13 protein-coding genes and 1 tRNA gene are annotated in these 15397 nt (G+C 68.4%); 11 read left to right on the forward strand and 3 right to left on the reverse strand.

What is annotated here, in order from left to right; translation table 11 throughout:
- Positions 1 to 18: 18 nt before the first annotated feature.
- The 9 genes from Q8Q71_RS03480 to Q8Q71_RS03525 all read left to right on the forward strand — a co-directional run bounded on the left by Q8Q71_RS03480 (position 19) and on the right by Q8Q71_RS03525 (position 11634).
- The gene (locus tag Q8Q71_RS03480; RefSeq protein WP_305758246.1) at positions 19 to 528 is read left to right on the forward strand and encodes a hypothetical protein; all 510 of its coding nucleotides are present in this window, start codon (positions 19 to 21) and stop codon (positions 526 to 528) included.
- Positions 525 to 1175 (forward strand): hypothetical protein, encoded by a 651-nt coding sequence (locus tag Q8Q71_RS03485; RefSeq protein WP_305758247.1) that lies wholly within the window; start codon positions 525 to 527, stop codon positions 1173 to 1175. Before Q8Q71_RS03480 ends, Q8Q71_RS03485 begins: the two co-directional genes overlap by 4 nt.
- 62 nt (positions 1176 to 1237) lie before the next feature.
- Positions 1238 to 1789, forward strand: a complete 552-nt coding sequence (locus Q8Q71_RS03490; RefSeq protein ID WP_305758248.1) for a hypothetical protein — start codon at positions 1238 to 1240, stop codon at positions 1787 to 1789.
- Positions 1789 to 2598 carry a YkgJ family cysteine cluster protein gene (locus tag Q8Q71_RS03495; RefSeq protein ID WP_305758249.1) on the forward strand — a complete coding sequence of 270 codons (810 nt, stop codon included), beginning with the start codon at positions 1789 to 1791 and terminating at the stop codon, positions 2596 to 2598. The genes Q8Q71_RS03490 and Q8Q71_RS03495 overlap by 1 nt, the downstream gene beginning before the upstream one ends.
- 233 nt (positions 2599 to 2831) lie before the next feature.
- A complete protein-coding gene (locus tag Q8Q71_RS03500; RefSeq protein WP_305758250.1) occupies positions 2832 to 4409 on the forward strand; it encodes a Fic family protein in 1578 nt (525 codons plus the stop codon).
- A 395-nt stretch (positions 4410 to 4804) separates the two neighbouring features.
- Positions 4805 to 4999 carry a hypothetical protein gene (locus Q8Q71_RS03505; RefSeq protein WP_305758251.1) on the forward strand — a complete coding sequence of 65 codons (195 nt, stop codon included), beginning with the start codon at positions 4805 to 4807 and terminating at the stop codon, positions 4997 to 4999.
- Entirely contained in the window at positions 4996 to 6594 is a 1599-nt protein-coding gene (locus Q8Q71_RS03510; protein ID WP_305758252.1) for a bifunctional diguanylate cyclase/phosphodiesterase, read from the forward strand. Before Q8Q71_RS03505 ends, Q8Q71_RS03510 begins: the two co-directional genes overlap by 4 nt.
- 505 nt (positions 6595 to 7099) lie before the next feature.
- Positions 7100 to 7831 (forward strand): hypothetical protein, encoded by a 732-nt coding sequence (locus Q8Q71_RS03520; protein WP_305758253.1) that lies wholly within the window; start codon positions 7100 to 7102, stop codon positions 7829 to 7831.
- Complete coding sequence (locus Q8Q71_RS03525; protein WP_305758254.1) at positions 7828 to 11634, forward strand: tetratricopeptide repeat protein; 3807 nt, start codon at positions 7828 to 7830, stop codon at positions 11632 to 11634. The genes Q8Q71_RS03520 and Q8Q71_RS03525 overlap by 4 nt, the downstream gene beginning before the upstream one ends.
- A 282-nt stretch (positions 11635 to 11916) precedes the next feature.
- Here the strand turns inward: Q8Q71_RS03525 and Q8Q71_RS03530 are convergent, their stop codons facing one another.
- The 3 genes from Q8Q71_RS03530 to Q8Q71_RS03540 form a co-directional block, all read right to left on the reverse strand.
- Positions 11917 to 12144 (reverse strand): hypothetical protein, encoded by a 228-nt coding sequence (locus Q8Q71_RS03530; protein WP_305758255.1) that lies wholly within the window; start codon positions 12142 to 12144, stop codon positions 11917 to 11919.
- Positions 12145 to 12416: 272 nt separating this feature from the next.
- Positions 12417 to 12491 (reverse strand) — tRNA-Val (locus Q8Q71_RS03535).
- A 52-nt stretch (positions 12492 to 12543) separates the two neighbouring features.
- The gene (locus Q8Q71_RS03540; RefSeq protein ID WP_305758256.1) at positions 12544 to 13260 is read right to left on the reverse strand and encodes an HAD hydrolase-like protein; all 717 of its coding nucleotides are present in this window, start codon (positions 13258 to 13260) and stop codon (positions 12544 to 12546) included.
- A 66-nt stretch (positions 13261 to 13326) separates the two neighbouring features.
- Between Q8Q71_RS03540 and glmU the strand changes: the two genes are divergently transcribed.
- Positions 13327 to 14682 (forward strand): bifunctional UDP-N-acetylglucosamine diphosphorylase/glucosamine-1-phosphate N-acetyltransferase GlmU, encoded by a 1356-nt coding sequence (gene glmU, locus Q8Q71_RS03545; RefSeq protein WP_305758257.1) that lies wholly within the window; start codon positions 13327 to 13329, stop codon positions 14680 to 14682.
- Positions 14679 to 15365: a ribose-5-phosphate isomerase RpiA gene (gene rpiA, locus Q8Q71_RS03550; RefSeq protein WP_305758258.1), complete on the forward strand. Its 687-nt coding sequence runs from the start codon at positions 14679 to 14681 to the stop codon at positions 15363 to 15365. The genes glmU and rpiA overlap by 4 nt, the downstream gene beginning before the upstream one ends.
- Positions 15366 to 15397: the final 32 nt, after the last annotated feature.

The following is a 15397-nucleotide window of genomic DNA, read 5'->3' on the forward strand; positions in this document are numbered from 1 at the left end:
CAGCCTCGAGAGATGACCATGACCGTCAGACCTGTCGCTATCGCCGCCATCGGCCTGTTGCTCGCGGCCTTCGGGCAAGCCACGCCGGGCACGCCGATCCAGGGCACACCCATCGGCCTCGAGGGCGACCCCGGCTCGATCGCCGCGCCCGCGCGGACCGACGCCCGCGGCGAAGCCGTCTTCTCCGTCGGACCCGGCCGCTATTCGGTCTTCCTGACCAACCCCCCGGCCCCGGTGACCGTGACCGTCAGGCCGGTCAACGACGCGCCGTCGATGGTCTCCGCGCCGATCAGGCCCGGCCGGGGCCGGGTCTATGCGGTCGACGCTGCGGGACGCCGGCTGGTGACCACCGTCCCGCGCGGCGGCGGCCGCGTTCGTGTCACCCTGAGCGTCTGGGATGATACCGATATCGTGCACCGCCAGGTCGGTGATGGTCAGGTCGACGGCCCCCTGACCGGGGCTGGGCCCGCCGCTGGACCGCGCCGCGGGACCCCACTGATTCCCCAACCACAAGAAGACCGCCGATGATCCGTCGCCTTCTCGCCATCGCCGCCGCCGGCCTGCTGCTCGCGGCCTTCGGGCAAGCCACGGTGGGCACGCCGATCGTAGGCATACCCATCGGCCTCGAGGGGGACCCCGACCCGATCGTCGCCTCCGGGCGCACGGACCCACGGGGCGAGGCCGTCTTCTCCGTCGGACCCGGCCGCTATTCAGTCTTCCTGACCAACCCCTCGGCCCCTGCAGTCATCACGGTCACACCGGTCAACGACGCGCCGTCGATGACCTCCGCGCCGATCAGGCCCGGCCGGGGCCGGGTCTATGCGGTCGACGCTGCGGGACGTCGGTTGGTGACCACCGTCCCGCGCGGCGGCGGCCGCGTTCGTGTCACCCTGACCGAGGCCGGCTCCCGAACCACTGTCACCAGCGTATCCACCGGCGGCCAATCGGGTTCAGAGACCGGAGACGCGCGGGCGACCGTAAACCCGTCCGGCGGACCCATCGACATTGAGGCGTGGTCATGGGGACGGATCGACCGGGAGAATACGGCCGAGGCGTGCACGGCGCGACGCGGCGTCGTTCTGATGCATGAGAGCATCCAGCAATGCCGCCTGCCGGCGACGGCCCGCCGCGAGGCGAGCGGTTCGGCCCAGGGGACAGTATCGACCCCGCGATAGACACGACCGGGCCCCGCCGACGGGTCGCTCGTCCCAATGACCGCAACAAGGAACTGAACACCATGCGAAAAACAGCGATCATCCTGGCCGGCGCGGCCATGTTCGACCTCGGCGTCGTCGTCGTATCGGTCCAGGCGCAGGAAAGCGCGCGTCCGTCGCCAGGAGCCGTCGCCACGGCGCCCGGAACGACCTCGAACCGGGATCACATCGACCAGGACGCCCAGGTCACGGCCTGCGCCAACGGCAAACACATTCCTGAGGCCCCGCTCAGCGCCTGTCGGGCTGACCCGTCGGATCCGTCGGGGCCCGCCAGTCAGACGAGAGCCGTCGACATGTTCCTCAAGATCGACGCCGACTTCACCGCCCGGGCTTGCGCGTCCCGGCGCGGCGCGGTCGTCAGGCATGAGGGGGTTCAGCAGTGCCGCCTGCCGGCGACGGGAGACCTCGACATCCACAAACAGGGTGTCGCGTTGAACTTTACGAAGATCGACATCGACTATACGGCCCGCGCCTGTATCGCCCAGCGGGGTGAGGTCGTCACGCGGGACGGCGTTCAACAGTGCGCCCTGCCGGCCGACCCGGGGAACAACCGGGCCGGACCCAGCCGACGATAGTGGCTGACGAGACGAGCTCCAGTCGCGCCGACGTACGCCGCGGGACGCCGCCGCAAAGGGTCGATCCGGACGATGATGCGGTCGTGCGCCTGTCGGCGGCCCCGTCCGACGGGGGGCCGACCGCGACCGGCCGGGTGGTTCTGGAGGTGGGCAGAGAGCGGATTCCGGTCGAGATGACCGTGCCGGCCGGCCCCGTCGCGGTCGAGGAGGTGCTGCCGATCCTGCACGGTCTCAGCAGCCTGTTCGCGACGCGGGCGACGGCGCGGGCCGAAGCGGACGGGCGCGAGATTTCGTGCCGCGCCGGCTGCGGCGCCTGCTGCCGCCAGCTGGTGCCGGTCGCCCCCGCCGAGGCGCGCGCCCTGGCCCGGCTGGTCGAGGCCATGCCCGAACCCCGGCGCGAACGCGTGCGCCGCCGCTTCGACGAGGCCCTCGACATCCTCGAACCGCTGGGCCTGATGGAGCGCCTGGATCAGAACCGCGACGGTCGTCAGGCGATCGCGCGGGACTATTTCGCCGCCGGGGTCGCCTGTCCCTTCCTGGAGGACGAGGCCTGCTCGATCCACGCCAACCGGCCGCTGTCGTGCCGCGAATATCTGGTCACCTCGCCGCCGGACCTGTGCGCCGCCCTGTCTCCGGGCATCGAAAGGGTGGTCCTTGAAGCCCGGCCGTCGCTGGCCCTGCTGAACGCCGATCTTCGGGACGGCTGGCTGCCGCTGGTGCTGTCGCTGGTCCAAGATGCCCAGGCTCCGCCTTCGCCGCGCGATCGCGCGGCGGCCGACATCCTGAAGGACGTGATCTCCGGCCTTTGAAACTGGCTTCCGCGCAATCGTGACGGACCGCGCGGACGGCTTCAGGACTGGCAGCCTGCCCCACAAAAGAGAATGTGGCGGACATTTGAGGTGCATAGGAGATTTTCACGGACATTTGGTCTTTGGCTGGCGTTTTAAGAGAAACTACGTTAAGTGACGATAGCGGACATTATTGCGATTTAAGGGACTGTGACGGACATTTCCTGTATTTCGCGCGGTCTTGGGAGACGGTCATGGCTGACATCCTCTTCACGCCCTCGGGCAGCGAAGCGACCGACAGGAAGATCCGCCGCGATCATGAAGGCGGCAAGCTCGTTCGAATCGCGACCGGCGTCTATGTCGAGCCCGGCGCCGAGCCGGTCGACGCCGTCGTGCGTCGAAAATGGTCGACCATCCTCGGCAGGCTCGTTCCCGACGGCGTCGCCACCGACCGGACGGGCATGGAAAGCCAGCCGTGGAGGGACCGCTCCAGCGGCGCGCCGACCGGGGTCGGCCACGTCTTTGTCAGCGCGCCGCGGACCCGCGATGTGATCACCCTCCCGGGTCTTGAGATCCACATCCGTCAGGGTGTTGGACCCGTCGACGGCGACATCCCCTATCTAGGCTCCTGGCTGGCGGGACCGGTCCGAAAGCTGCTCGACAACCTCAGTCCGTCGCGCGCCCGGAATGGACCGGCCCGCACCCTCGGCAAGGCGGGGGTCGAAGCCGCTCTTGAAAGTCTGTGCTCGACCCACGGCGAAGAGGGCCTGAACCATATCCGGGACCAGGCCCGGGTTCTGGCGCCCGTCCTCCAGCGGGAAAAGGAATTCGAGGTCCTGAACGGTCTGATCGGCGCGCTGCTGCGGACCCGCCAGGACAAGCTCAGCACGGTCCAGGGACGGGCCCGCGCCGCCGGCGCGCCTCTGGACCCCGCCTGCGTCGGTCGCCTCGTGACCCTGGCGGATCATCTTCAGGCCCGCGCCCCCCTGTCGATCGCCGATCGGGACGCGACGCCCGGCCGCAAGACGAGCGGCGCGTTCATGGAGGCTTATTTCTCCAACTTCATCGAAGGCACGGAGTTCGCCGTCAGCGAGGCCGTCGAGATCGTCTTCGAAGGCAAGATGCCCGATGCCCGGCCGGAAGACGGGCACGACGTCCTGGGCGCCTATCTCCAGCTCGTCGATCTGGGGCCGCGCGCGGCTGTGCCCCGCGGGGCGGACGCCTTTCTCGCCGAGATCCAGGAACGGCACCGGATCCTGATGGACGCCCGGCCGTCGGTCCGGCCGGGTCAGTTCAAGACGCGAACCAACAAGGCCGGGGATACGACCTTCGTCGCCCCTGACCGCGTCGAGGGAACCCTGCGGGAGGGCGTATCGATACTCGAGACCCTGAAGGACCCGTTCTCGCGCGCCGTGTTCGTCCATTTCCTGCTGTCTGACGTCCATCCCTTCAATGACGGGAACGGGCGCCTGAGCCGCATCATGATGACGAAGGAGCTCCTGGCCGGCGGTCTGTCGCGAATCGTGATCCCGACGGTGTTCAGGGAAGACTACCTCGACGCCTTGCGCGCTCTTTCGCGGCGGAACGACCCCTCCATCCTGGTGAGGTCGCTCGAATTCTGCCAGCGCGTGAGCGCCGCCTGCTCGGAGGAGACGACGGACGCCGCGATCATGACCTGGGCGCGCGCCTATGCCTTCTGCGAGAGCCCGCGTCACGCCCGGCTGACGATGCCGAATCCGGCTCTGGTCATCGAGACACAGGACGGCACGCCGGCGCCGGTCGACTACTGGCAGTCACTGAGGCACGACCAGGGCGCGCCGATGCCGATCTGATTGGCGAACCGTGTTGACCCGGGCCTTGGCGCCGCGCTCGATGCGGAAGCTTTTTGCCGCACTGGTGATCGCCCCATAGCGCACGCACGCGGGAGGGTCCGCTTGCCGACGGAATGCCAACTTCTCTTTTCGACTCACTGGGGAAGTTGAGGACGTCCGCTTCTGAGGCCGGCTATCCAGCCTGCGGTTTCAATCCACCCTCCATCTTCAGAACCACCGGCTGGCTTTTTCGCAAATGTCAGCGAGAACTACACCGACGTCACCCTTGGCGCTTGGGACGGTGAGCGCACTTCCGGAAGTCTGCATTTCCGCCACCATGCTGAGCGGCTTCAACCGCCATTATCTTATTGTCAGTCACTCAGCGTCATTGGTACGTCTCAGGGACAACCACGCCGATGTCATCGCTCATTGGATCGAATCAATCTGCGCCTCCTCACACGGCTGCGCTCGCTATTCAGCTCAATCGCAATTTCGTAGTGCAGGCCGCCGGGATCGGCATGGTCAAGCTCATGGGCCTGACCACCCTGCCATGGCCGGTGGTTCTGATCTGGACCGCGGGTGAATCCAACCCGCAAAGCGCAGTCGCATGAAAGCCGCCGATTACAAGATGCTGATCATCCGCCACCGGGTCACCTTCGCCGAAACCGCCGCGATCTTGGCCGTCACCGTCGTCGGCGGCGTGCTGGCCTGGTGGTCCAACCTTTTCGCCGAGCGCAGCGTCGCCCTGGAGACCCGGATCCTTGAGTTTAGCGAGATACTTGCCCTCGCGGCGCTTGCGTTCGCCCTGTTTTCAGTCTCGCAGTTCCGGGCCCAACTGCGCGAGGGAAAGGCGCGCCGCGCGGCCGAAGCGGAGGCCCGCGCGCTCGCCCTCGAAGACCCGCTCACGGGCCTGCCCAACCGCCGACAGTTCGACGCCGCGCTGAAGGCCGCCCTCGACGCCCCGCCCGGCTCGCATGCCGTCCATGCCGTGATGATGCTCGATCTCAACGGCTTCAAGCGGATCAATGACGTCTTCGGTCACCCGGTCGGCGATGAGGCCCTGATCCGCACTGCCGAGCGGCTGCGCCAGGCGGTTCGCGAGGGCGATCTGGTCGCCCGGCTGGGCGGCGACGAGTTCGCCATCCTCGCCCGGCATCTGAACGGCGCCGAAGCCGCCACCGGCCTGGCCATGCGCGTCATCGACAGCCTCGTCCGCCCGGTCACCGCCGGCGGCCGCCAGCATCGCCTGGGCACCGGCATCGGTATCGCGCTGGCCCCCCAGGATGGCGCCGACGCCGAGACCCTGCTGCGCAAGGCCGACCTCGCCCTCTATCTGGCCAAGGCGGAGGGCAAGAGCGCGCTTCGCTTCTTCGAGCCGGAGATGGACCGGCGAGTCCAGGAACACGATCGCCTGGAGCGCGACCTCGCCGACGCAATCGGCACGCCAGCGCTCCGTCCCTGCTACCAGCCGCTGATCGATCTGAGGACCGGCGAGCTCTCGGGCTTCGAGGCGCTCGCCCGCTGGACCCATCCCGAACTTGGCGAGATCGAGCCCGGCCGCTTCATCCCGATCGCCGAGGACGCCGGCCTGATCGGCGCCCTGACTGACCACCTGCTGGCGACCGCCTGCCGCGACGCGGCGGCTTGGCCGGCCGGCCTCTTGTCATTCAACATCTCGCCCCGGCAGCTCAGCGACCAGACACTCGGCCTGCGCATCCTGCGCATCCTCGCCGACGCCGGCCTGCCGCCGCATCGGCTGGAGCTGGAGATCACCGAAAGCGCGCTGGTCTCCGACCTCGACGGCGCCCAGCGCGTCCTGGGCGGCCTGCGCCAGAGCGGCGTCAAGGTCGCCCTCGACGACTTCGGCACCGGCTATTCCAGCCTCTACCACCTGCGCAACTTCAAGCTCGACACCATCAAGATCGACCGCAGCTTCATCGACGGCATGATGGCCAACGGTGAGACCGCCGCCATCGTCCGGGCACTCATCGGTCTGGGCCACGGCCTCGGCCTCGTCGTCACCGCCGAGGGCGTCGAAGCCGCCGACCAGCGGGACTGGCTCACCGCGGAGGGTTGCGAGCACGCCCAGGGCTTCCTCTACAGCCGCGCCGTCACCGGCCCTCAGGCGCTGGCGCTCGCGAATGAAGCCGCCGGCGTATGGGCGCCACGAAACGTCCCCGCCCTCAGAACGGCCGGTCTCGCATAGCCCTTAGGCACTCTCAGCAGACGACTACGAAGTCCGGTTCAGAGCCCCAGAGGAAGGTCCGCTTTCCACCCCGAGCAGACCTGCACGATGTTCGCGTACGGCGCATCCGTCGAATGTCCGCAATCGGGCGTCAGGCTAATGGCCGAGCTCGACCCAAAGCGGCCGTCGGCAACGTCTGTTTTCGGGTAGCCGTGACCCGAATTTGATCGTCCACTAGCGGATGGTCTCATAGCTCACGTCCACACCGCGGGCCGCCAACAGTTCCTCGACGTCCCGAAAACTCAGGCTGAAGCGAAAGTAAAGCCACATGGCATGGCGGATGACGTCCGCCGGAAACCGGCGACGCTTGAGAGGTCGGTCTCGCCTGAGGGTGACTTTGCCCAAGGTCCGGCGCGCCGCACAGACAGTCCGACTTTGAACGATGCGGGTGCTGTGACCTAACTGGTCGAACGGCGGTTGTTCATATGGTCGCCGTATGTTCAAAGTTGAGAGGCAGGGGGCCGACATGAGACGCGACTATCGCTGGACGGTTGTGGCAGTCGCGGTGCTGGCGGTGATCGCCGTCGTCCTGGCCTTCGGCTGGATGACGCTGAATACCGCCCAGTCCAAGACGGGCGGCTGGGTGGCGGCCTTCGCCTTGCTGGGCGTCGGGATCGCCTCGGCGGTATCGTACTATGTGCTGGCCTCCAGGGATGGATCTTCGCCGGGTCGGCCGTTCTGGACCACGGGCAAGGGGGTTGCGACCCTGGTCTCAGGCGCGCTGGCAGGGCTCGGGGCCATGACGCTGCTGTTCCCGCTGATCGATCCGCCGGCCGCCACGGAAAGGACCGTCGAGGAAGACGGGGCGAAGACGCGGACCGAGGTTGTCGAGGCCAGGGACGAGATCATCGCCGCCCTGTCGCCGCCTCAACGCGCCGTCGCCCAGGCCATTCCAGGACTGTGGGGTGAGGCTGGCTGCGGCGTGACCTACGACTTCCGGGTTCAGGACGGGGGTCTCATGATCACGCGCGTCCGCAAGACGCCGGGCATGGGCGACTACGCCATGACCGCCGCCCTCGTGCCGGGAGGCACAGGTGAAGAGCTGCACGCCAGCATCGCGCGATCCAGCGACGCGGGGGAGACGGAAGGTCAGGCACTGATCTTCACCTATGCGCGTGCGGGCGCGGAGGAACGGCTGAACTGGCGCAACCTGACCCACAGCGGTTACGGCGGGACGAAGCTGGAGCGCTGTTTGTGAAGCGCTTCAGCGCGGGTCTCATGGCCCTGGCGATCGTCGCAGGCGCGGGCGTGACCCTGGCGGGGCCCATGCCGGCCTTTGCCCAGGGACGGGAGGGGACAGGGCTGGGCCCGGCCCAGGTGCGGGCGTTGCGGGTGGAACTCAGCGTCGCGCTCTCTGCCGCGAGGAATGCGCGAGGCGAGGCGGGCACCGCCAGTCGCCAGGCCGCCGCTTCCCGGGCCGATGTCGTCCGGGTGGGGCAACTGCTCGGCCTGGCGACGGACGCTTCGCCGGAGGATGTCGTCCAGGCCGCCGCTCGCTGGGTCGAGCAGGACGTCGACAACCGCCAAAAGCTCGCCGATCTGACCGAGATCGTTGCCCGGATCGAGACCGGCGAGATTAGGGACCGGGCCGCCGGCTTCGTGGAGGAGGCCCGGATCGCCTTCGAGGATGGTCGCCTGCAAGACGCCGACCGGGCCCTGGAACAACTGGCGTTCCTTCGCCAATCGGCGTCGGTCGAGGCGGGAGATTTGTGGATCGGGTCCGTCACGACGCGCTCGGCCTTCGCCCGCCAGCGCCAGGATTTCGACGGTGCGGAGCGGATAACGCTGGAGGCCCGCCGGGAAGCAAGACGCCGCGCGCGGCATGACGATTTCCTTCTCACCTCGGACCTGGGCAGGACGGCGTATCAACGCGGCGATGAGAAGGGCGACAATGCCGCCCTCGTTCGCGCGATCGACTATTATTCGGAAGCCGCGTCCCTTGTGGACCGCTCGGAAAGTCCAGACGACTGGGCTGCGACCCAGCACAGCCTCGGCAATGCCCTTAGGAAACTCGGCGAGCGCGAGAGCGGGACGGCGCGTCTGGAGGAGGCGGTCGATGCCCTTCGGGCAGCGCTTGAGGAACGCACGCGCGAGCGTGTGCCGCTGGACTGGGCGCAGACCCAGACGAGCCTCGGCAGTGCCCTTGGGACCCTCGGCCAGCGCGAGAGCGGCACGGCCCGTCTGGAAGAGGCGAGCGTTGCCTTTCGGGCTGCGCTTGAGGAACGCACGCGCGAGCGCGTGCCGCTGGAATGGGCCGAGACCCAGTCTAGCCTCGGCAAAGCTCTTGTTAGACTTGGCGAGCGCGAGAGCGGGACGGCGCGTCTGGAGGAGGCGGTCGCGGCCTATCAGGCGTCGCTTGAGGAATCCACCCGCGAGCGAGCGCCGCTGGACTGGGCCGGGACCCAGGGCAACCTTGGCGCTGTCCTTCTTATACTCGGCCAGCGCGAGAGCGGGACGGAGCGTCTGGAGGAGGCCGTCGATGCCCTTCGGGCGGCACTCCTGGAACTCACCCGTGAACGCTTGCCGCTGGACTGGGCCGGGACCCAGGCCAACCTTGGCGCTGTCCTTCTTATACTCGGCCAGCGCGAGAGCGGGACGGAGCGTCTGGAGGAGGGGGTCGATGCCGTTCGTGCGTCGCTTGAGGAAAATACCCGCGATCGCGTGCCGCTGGACTGGGCTTTGGCCCAGAGCAACCTCGGCGCTGTCCTTTCGGTTCTCGGCGAGCGGGAGAGCGGGACGGCGCGTCTGGAGGAGGCGGTCGCAGCCTATCGGGCGTCGCTCGAGGAACGCACTCGCGAGCGCGTGCCGCTGGACTGGGCGCAGACCCAGAACAACCTCGGCAATGTCCTTTCTACACTCGGCGAGCGGGAGAGCGGGACGGGGCGTCTGGAGGAGGCGGTCGCAGCCTATCGGGCGTCGCTTGAGGAACGCACTCGCGAGCGCGTGCCGCTGGACTGGGCCTCGACCCAGAGCAATCTGGGGAACGCCCTTTCTAAACTCGGCGAGCGCGAGAGCGAGAGCGGGACGGCGCGGCTGGAGGAGGCGGTCGCAGCCTATCGAGCGTCGCTCGAGGAACGCACTCGCGAGCGCGTGCCGCTGGACTGGGCGCAGACCCAGAACAACCTCGGCACTGTCCTTTATGTACTCGGCGAGAGCGAGACCGAAAGCGGGACGGCGCGTCTGGAGGAGGCGGTCGCGGCCTATCGGGCGGCGCTCGAGGAAGGCACCCGTGAACGCGTGCCACCGGACTGGGCCCAGACCCAGAACAACCTCGGCAAAGCTCTTCTTAGACTTGGCGAGCGCGAGAGCGGGACGGCGCGTCTGGAGGAGGCGGTCGCGGCCTTTCAGGCGTCGCTTGAGGAACGCACCCGCGATCGCGTGCCGCAGGACTGGGCCTCGACCCAGTACAACCTCGGCAATGCCCTTGGGACCCTTGGCTCACGCGAGAGCGGGACGGCGCGTCTGGAGGAGGCGGTCGCGGCCTATCAGGCGTCGCTTGAGGAATCCACCCGCGAGCGCGCGCCGCTGGACTGGGCCGGGACCCAGAACAGCCTCGGCAATGCCCTTTTTGCAATCGGCCAGCGCGAGAGCGGGACGGCGCGTCTGGAGGAGGCGGTCGCGGCCTATCGGGCGTCTCTTGAGGAAAGCGCCCGCGATCGCGTGCCGCTGGACTGGGCCGCGATCCAGAACAATCTGGGGAACGCCCTTTCTACACTCGGCTCACGCGAGAGCGGGACGGCGCGTCTGGAGGAGGCGGTCGCAGCATTTCGGGCAGCGCTTGAGGAAAGCACCCGTGACCGCGTGCCGCTGGACTGGGCCACGACCCAGAGCAACCTCGGCACTGCCCTTACGATGCTCGGCGAGCGCGGGAGCGGGACAGCTCTTCTGGAGGAGGCGGTCGTAGCCCTTCGGGCGTCGCTTGAGGAACGCACCCGGGATCGCGTGCCACTGGACTGGGCGCGGATCCAGAACAACCTCGGCGTTGTCCTTGGGATCCTCGGCGAGCGCGAGAGCGGGACGGCGCGTCTGGAAGAGGCCGTCGATGCCTTTCGGGCAGCGCTTGAGGAACGCACTCGCGAGCGCGTGCCGCTGGACTGGGCCGCGACCCAGGACAACCTCGGCGATGCCCTTCAGTTCCTCGGCGAGCGCGAGAGCGGGACGGCGCGTCTGGAAGAGGCGGTCACAGCCTATCGGGCGTCGCTTGAGGAACGCACCCGTGAACGCGTGCCGCTGGAATGGGCCGCGACCCAGACCAATCTGGGGAGGGCCCTTTCTACAATCGGCTCGCGCGAGAGCGGCGCGGCGCGTCTGGAAGAGGCGGTCGCGGCCTATCGGGCGTCGCTTGAGGAACGCACCCGTGAACGCGTGCCGCTGGACTGGGCCTGGACCCAGTACAACCTCGGCGGCGCCCTTGCGGCTCTCGGCCAGCGCGAGAGCGGGACGGCGCGTCTGGAGGACGCGGTCGCGGCCTATCGGGCGTCGCTTGAGGAATACACCCGCGAGCGCGCGCCGCTGGACTGGGCTTCGACCCAGTACAACCTTGGCGATGCCCTTGCGGCCCTCGGCAAGCGCGAGAGCGGGACGGCGCGTCTGGAGGAGGCGGTCGCGGCCTATCAGGCGTTGCTTGAGGAATACCCCCGCGAGCGCGCGCCGCTGCAATGGGCCGCGACCCAGAACAACCTCGGCAATGCCCTTTGGGCCCTCGGTGAGCGCGAGAGCGGGACGGCGCGTCTGGAGGAGGCGGTCGCGGCCTTTCAGGCGTCGCTTGAGGAAAACACCCGCGAGCGCGTGCCGCTGTACTGGGCCACGGCCACGGGCAACCTGGCCTTGGTGCGGAACATCCTGTTCGATCGAACGGGGGACGTCGCGCACCTGGATGCCGCCCTGACCGATGTGCGCGGGGCGTTGGAGGCCTATGAGGCGGCGGGCGCCGGTGACCAGGTCGAGACGTTCAGCGCATTGCTCGAACAGCTCGGAGCCAAGCACGCTGCCCTGCCTTGAAACCTGCCCCCGCTCCTTCGTCTTCGTGAAGGCCACCACCGGGAAGCGCTCCATCACATAGCCGGTCTCCCACGACGGCCCTTGGCGCACTCGAACCCGCCATGCCGTGTCGAAGACTGGCGCTCAGGCGAGGCGGACGCCAACGTCTGCTTTTGAGCTGAAAGCTTTTGTCCGCTTTCCACCCGCTGCGGAAGTTCAGACCGTCCGTTCTAGGGCGACCATTGGGGTTGCAGCTGAACGATCAGAAAATATTGCGCCAGGCGTCCAGCGGCGCGGCGTCCTCTAGAGGATGACGGTTTCCGCGGCGGCGACGCCAGCGAGTTCGTCGTAGCGGGCGCGGGCCTTGGCTTCGTCGTAGAGGATCTCACTCTGACGGGGCGGGGCGATCACATAATACATCGTGACAGGCGCCAGGGTCTGACGCTCTCGACGCCAGAGGGCGAACGCCTCGCGGCCCTCAAGGCGCGTCCAGGTTCCGGCGTCGTTGGGGTGGTCCGGGATCGACGCCATGACGTCTCCTTTGAATGAGTGGTCGCGACGTATCCCGGCAGGGGAGGCCGGCCAGGGATGAAACGCCCTGCAAAAGACGCCAGGTCAGCGGGGTCGAATCAGGCTCGCGGGTCGCCTCCATCAACGCGTTTCAGGGGGTTCTGTCTCTTTTCGAGCAACGATTTCGCGCGGCGACTGCCCCACTACTGCCCCACTAACTCAAATTAGCAGAAAAAATCATCTGTAGGCGGAACATTCGGTTCCGGTAAGTTATTATTTTAAAAGGGAAAAAATGGTGGATGCGACAGGGATTGAACCTGTGACCCCCTCGGTGTGAACGAGGTGCTCTCCCGCTGAGCTACGCATCCGGCCGATTCAGGAGGCGGGGACATAGCCCGGTCGTCCGGGGCTGGCAAGCCGTCAGATGGGGGCGGCGGCCTCGACCCGGTCCGCCGCCCGGCACAGGGCCTCGACCGCCGCGACCAGGTCGACGAAGCGGTCGATGACGATGTCGCCGCCCAGTTCGGACAGGGGCGCGTCGTTGTAGCCGAAGCCGGCGACCACGCAGGGGACGCCGGCCGCCCGGGCGCTGCCGGTGTCGGTGGTGGCGTCGCCGACCATCACCGCCCGCGCCGGATCGCCGCCGGCCAGCCGCACCGCCTCGCGCACATGGGCCCCGTCGGGCTTGCGGGCGCTGACCCGGTCGGGACCGGCGACCACGACGAAATGGCGGGTCAGGCCCAGGGCGCCGATCAGGGCCTCGGCCAGGTCGGTGCGCTTGTTGGTGGCCACGCACAGCAGGGCGCCGCGCTGCGCCAGATGGTCGAGGGTCTCCGCCACTCCCTCGAAAGCCCGGCTGTCGTCGGCGATATGGGCGACATAGTCGTCGATGAACCGGTCGAACAGTTCGGGTTCGGCGGTCTCGTCCCAGACCGCGCCGGCCCCGGCGAAGCCGTGGCGCAGCAGGGCGCGCGCGCCGTGGCCGACCAGATGGCGGGCCGAGGACAGCGGCACGGCCGGATAGCCGCGTGGGGCCAGCATGCGGTTCAGCGTGCCGATCAGGTCCGGCGCCGAATCCACCAGGGTGCCGTCCAGATCGAAGGCGATGGTCCAGCCCTCGAGGTCGCGCGCGATCATCGTCCTCTCCCGCCGGCCGCCGGGATGGGCTAGACCGCTGGCGACGACTAGCCGCCGGACCGATTCATGACCAGTGTTGCACACCCAAGGGCCGCCATCATCCTCGCCGCCGGCCAGGGCACGCGGATGAAGTCGCCTCTGCCCAAGGTGCTGCACCCGGTCGGCGGCCGGGCCATGCTGGACCACGCCATCGACGCCGCCGAGGCGCTGGGCTGCGAACGGATTGTGGTCGTGGTCGGGGCCCATTCCCCCGAAGTGCGCGACCATGTCGTCAAACGGCTCGGCGAGGACGCCATCGCGGTCCAGGACCCGCCGCTGGGCACGGGCCACGCCGTGCGGGCCGCCGAGGCCGTGCTGGGCGACTTCGTCGGCCAGGTGGTGATCACCTACGGCGATGTGCCCCTGCTGCGCGCGGCCGACATCGAGCCGGTGTTCGCCGCGCACGAGGGCGTCACCGTCATCGGCTTTGTGACGGGCGAGCCCGGCGCCTACGGACGGCTGGTCACGGAAGGGGACACGCTCGTCGCCATCACCGAGGCCAAGGAGGCCTCGCCCGAGATACTCGCTATCAACGCCTGCAACTCCGGCGTCATGGCCGCGCCCGTCGGCCTGCTGTTCGACCTGCTGGCCGAGGTGAAGAACGACAACGCCAAGGGCGAATTCTATCTGACCGACGTGGTCGAACTGGCCCGCAGGCGCGGCGCGCCGACCCGCGTCGTCATGGCGGGCGAGGACGCCGTCATGGGCGTCAACTCGCAGAACGAACTCGCTATCGCCGAGACGGTTTTTCAGGATGACGCCGCCCGGGCGTTCATGGAGGCCGGCGTCACTCTCATCGCGCCCCGGACTGTCCAATTCGCTTGGGACACCCGGATCGAAGGCGGCGCCATGATCGAGCCCTATGTCGTGTTCGGCCCGGGCGCGAAGATCGCCTCCGGCGCCCGCATCCGCAGCTTCAGCCACATCGAGGGCGCCACCGTCGCCTCGGGCGCCGAGGTCGGTCCCTACGCCCGCCTGCGTCCGGGCGCCGATCTGGGCGAGGGCGCCAAGGTCGGAAACTTCGTGGAGGTGAAGAACGTCCGCATGGGCAAGGGCGCCAAGGCCAACCACCTGGCCTATCTGGGCGACGGCGAGGTGGGGGCGAAGGCCAACATCGGCGCGGGCACGATCTTCTGCAACTACGACGGCTTCTTCAAACACCACACCACGGTGGGCGAGGGGGCCTTCGTCGGCTCGAACAGTTCGCTGGTGGCGCCGGTGACCATCGGGGCGGGGGCGATGGTGGGGTCGGGGTCGGTGATCACCCGGGATGTGGCGGCGGGCGATCTGGCGCTGGCGCGGGGCGAACAGCAGTCCAAAGGCGGCTGGGCCGCGCGCTTCATGGAAAAGATGCGGGCGAAGAAGGCGTTGAAAGCCAAATGAGCGCGGACGACCAGAAACGCCGGGCGGGCGAAGCCGCCGCCGAACGGGTCGAGGCCGGCATGGTCGTCGGGCTCGGCACCGGCTCCACCGCCGCATGGTTCGTCAAGGCGCTGGCCGCCCGCCACCTGGCCGGCCTACGCTGCGTGCCGACCTCGGAAGCCACTGCCGAACTGGCCCGCGAACTGGGACTGACGCTGTCGACGCTCGAGGACACCCCGCGCATCGACCTGACCGTCGACGGGGCCGACGAGATCGGACCGGGCCTGGCCCTGATCAAGGGCGGCGGCGCGGCCCTGCTGCGCGAGAAACTGGTCTGGGAGGCCTCGGCCCGCTGCCTCGTCATCGCCGACGCCGCCAAGGTGGTGAAGACTCTCGGCGCCTTCGCCCTGCCGATCGAGGTCGTCGCCTTCGGCCACAAGACCACGGCCAACCGCATCGCCGACGTCCTGGCCGATCACGACATCGCCATGCCCGCGCGGGTGCGGACGGCCGAGCGGGGGCTGGTGCGGACCGACGGCGGCAATCTGATCTATGACGCCCGCTGCGGCGCCATCCACGATCCGGTGCGGCTGGCCGACGACCTCAAGCTGATCACCGGCGTGGTCGAGCACGGCCTGTTCCTCGATCTGGCGGACGAGGCGATCATCGGCTTGGATTCCGGCGTGGAAAGCCTACTTCCCTGATCTCCGCTCATCCCGGCGAAAGCCGGGACCCA

The organism is Brevundimonas sp. (assembly GCF_030704825.1).
GTDB lineage: Bacteria > Pseudomonadota > Alphaproteobacteria > Caulobacterales > Caulobacteraceae > Brevundimonas.

Excerpts from the sequence above, each read along its gene's own strand:
- Q8Q71_RS03540 (WP_305758256.1), bottom strand. The coding sequence starts at position 13,260 with ATGATCGCGCGCGACCTCGAGGGCTGGACCATCGCCTTCGATCTGGAC.
- Q8Q71_RS03510 (WP_305758252.1), top strand. The coding sequence starts at position 4,996 with ATGAAAGCCGCCGATTACAAGATGCTGATCATCCGCCACCGGGTCACC.
- Q8Q71_RS03530 (WP_305758255.1), bottom strand. The coding sequence starts at position 12,144 with ATGGCGTCGATCCCGGACCACCCCAACGACGCCGGAACCTGGACGCGC.
- glmU (WP_305758257.1), top strand. The coding sequence starts at position 13,327 with ATGACCAGTGTTGCACACCCAAGGGCCGCCATCATCCTCGCCGCCGGC.
- Q8Q71_RS03480 (WP_305758246.1), top strand. The coding sequence starts at position 19 with ATGACCGTCAGACCTGTCGCTATCGCCGCCATCGGCCTGTTGCTCGCG.
- Q8Q71_RS03490 (WP_305758248.1), top strand. The coding sequence starts at position 1,238 with ATGCGAAAAACAGCGATCATCCTGGCCGGCGCGGCCATGTTCGACCTC.
- Q8Q71_RS03520 (WP_305758253.1), top strand. The coding sequence starts at position 7,100 with ATGAGACGCGACTATCGCTGGACGGTTGTGGCAGTCGCGGTGCTGGCG.
- Q8Q71_RS03500 (WP_305758250.1), top strand. The coding sequence starts at position 2,832 with ATGGCTGACATCCTCTTCACGCCCTCGGGCAGCGAAGCGACCGACAGG.
- Q8Q71_RS03485 (WP_305758247.1), top strand. The coding sequence starts at position 525 with ATGATCCGTCGCCTTCTCGCCATCGCCGCCGCCGGCCTGCTGCTCGCG.
- rpiA (WP_305758258.1), top strand. The coding sequence starts at position 14,679 with ATGAGCGCGGACGACCAGAAACGCCGGGCGGGCGAAGCCGCCGCCGAA.
- Q8Q71_RS03505 (WP_305758251.1), top strand. The coding sequence starts at position 4,805 with ATGTCATCGCTCATTGGATCGAATCAATCTGCGCCTCCTCACACGGCT.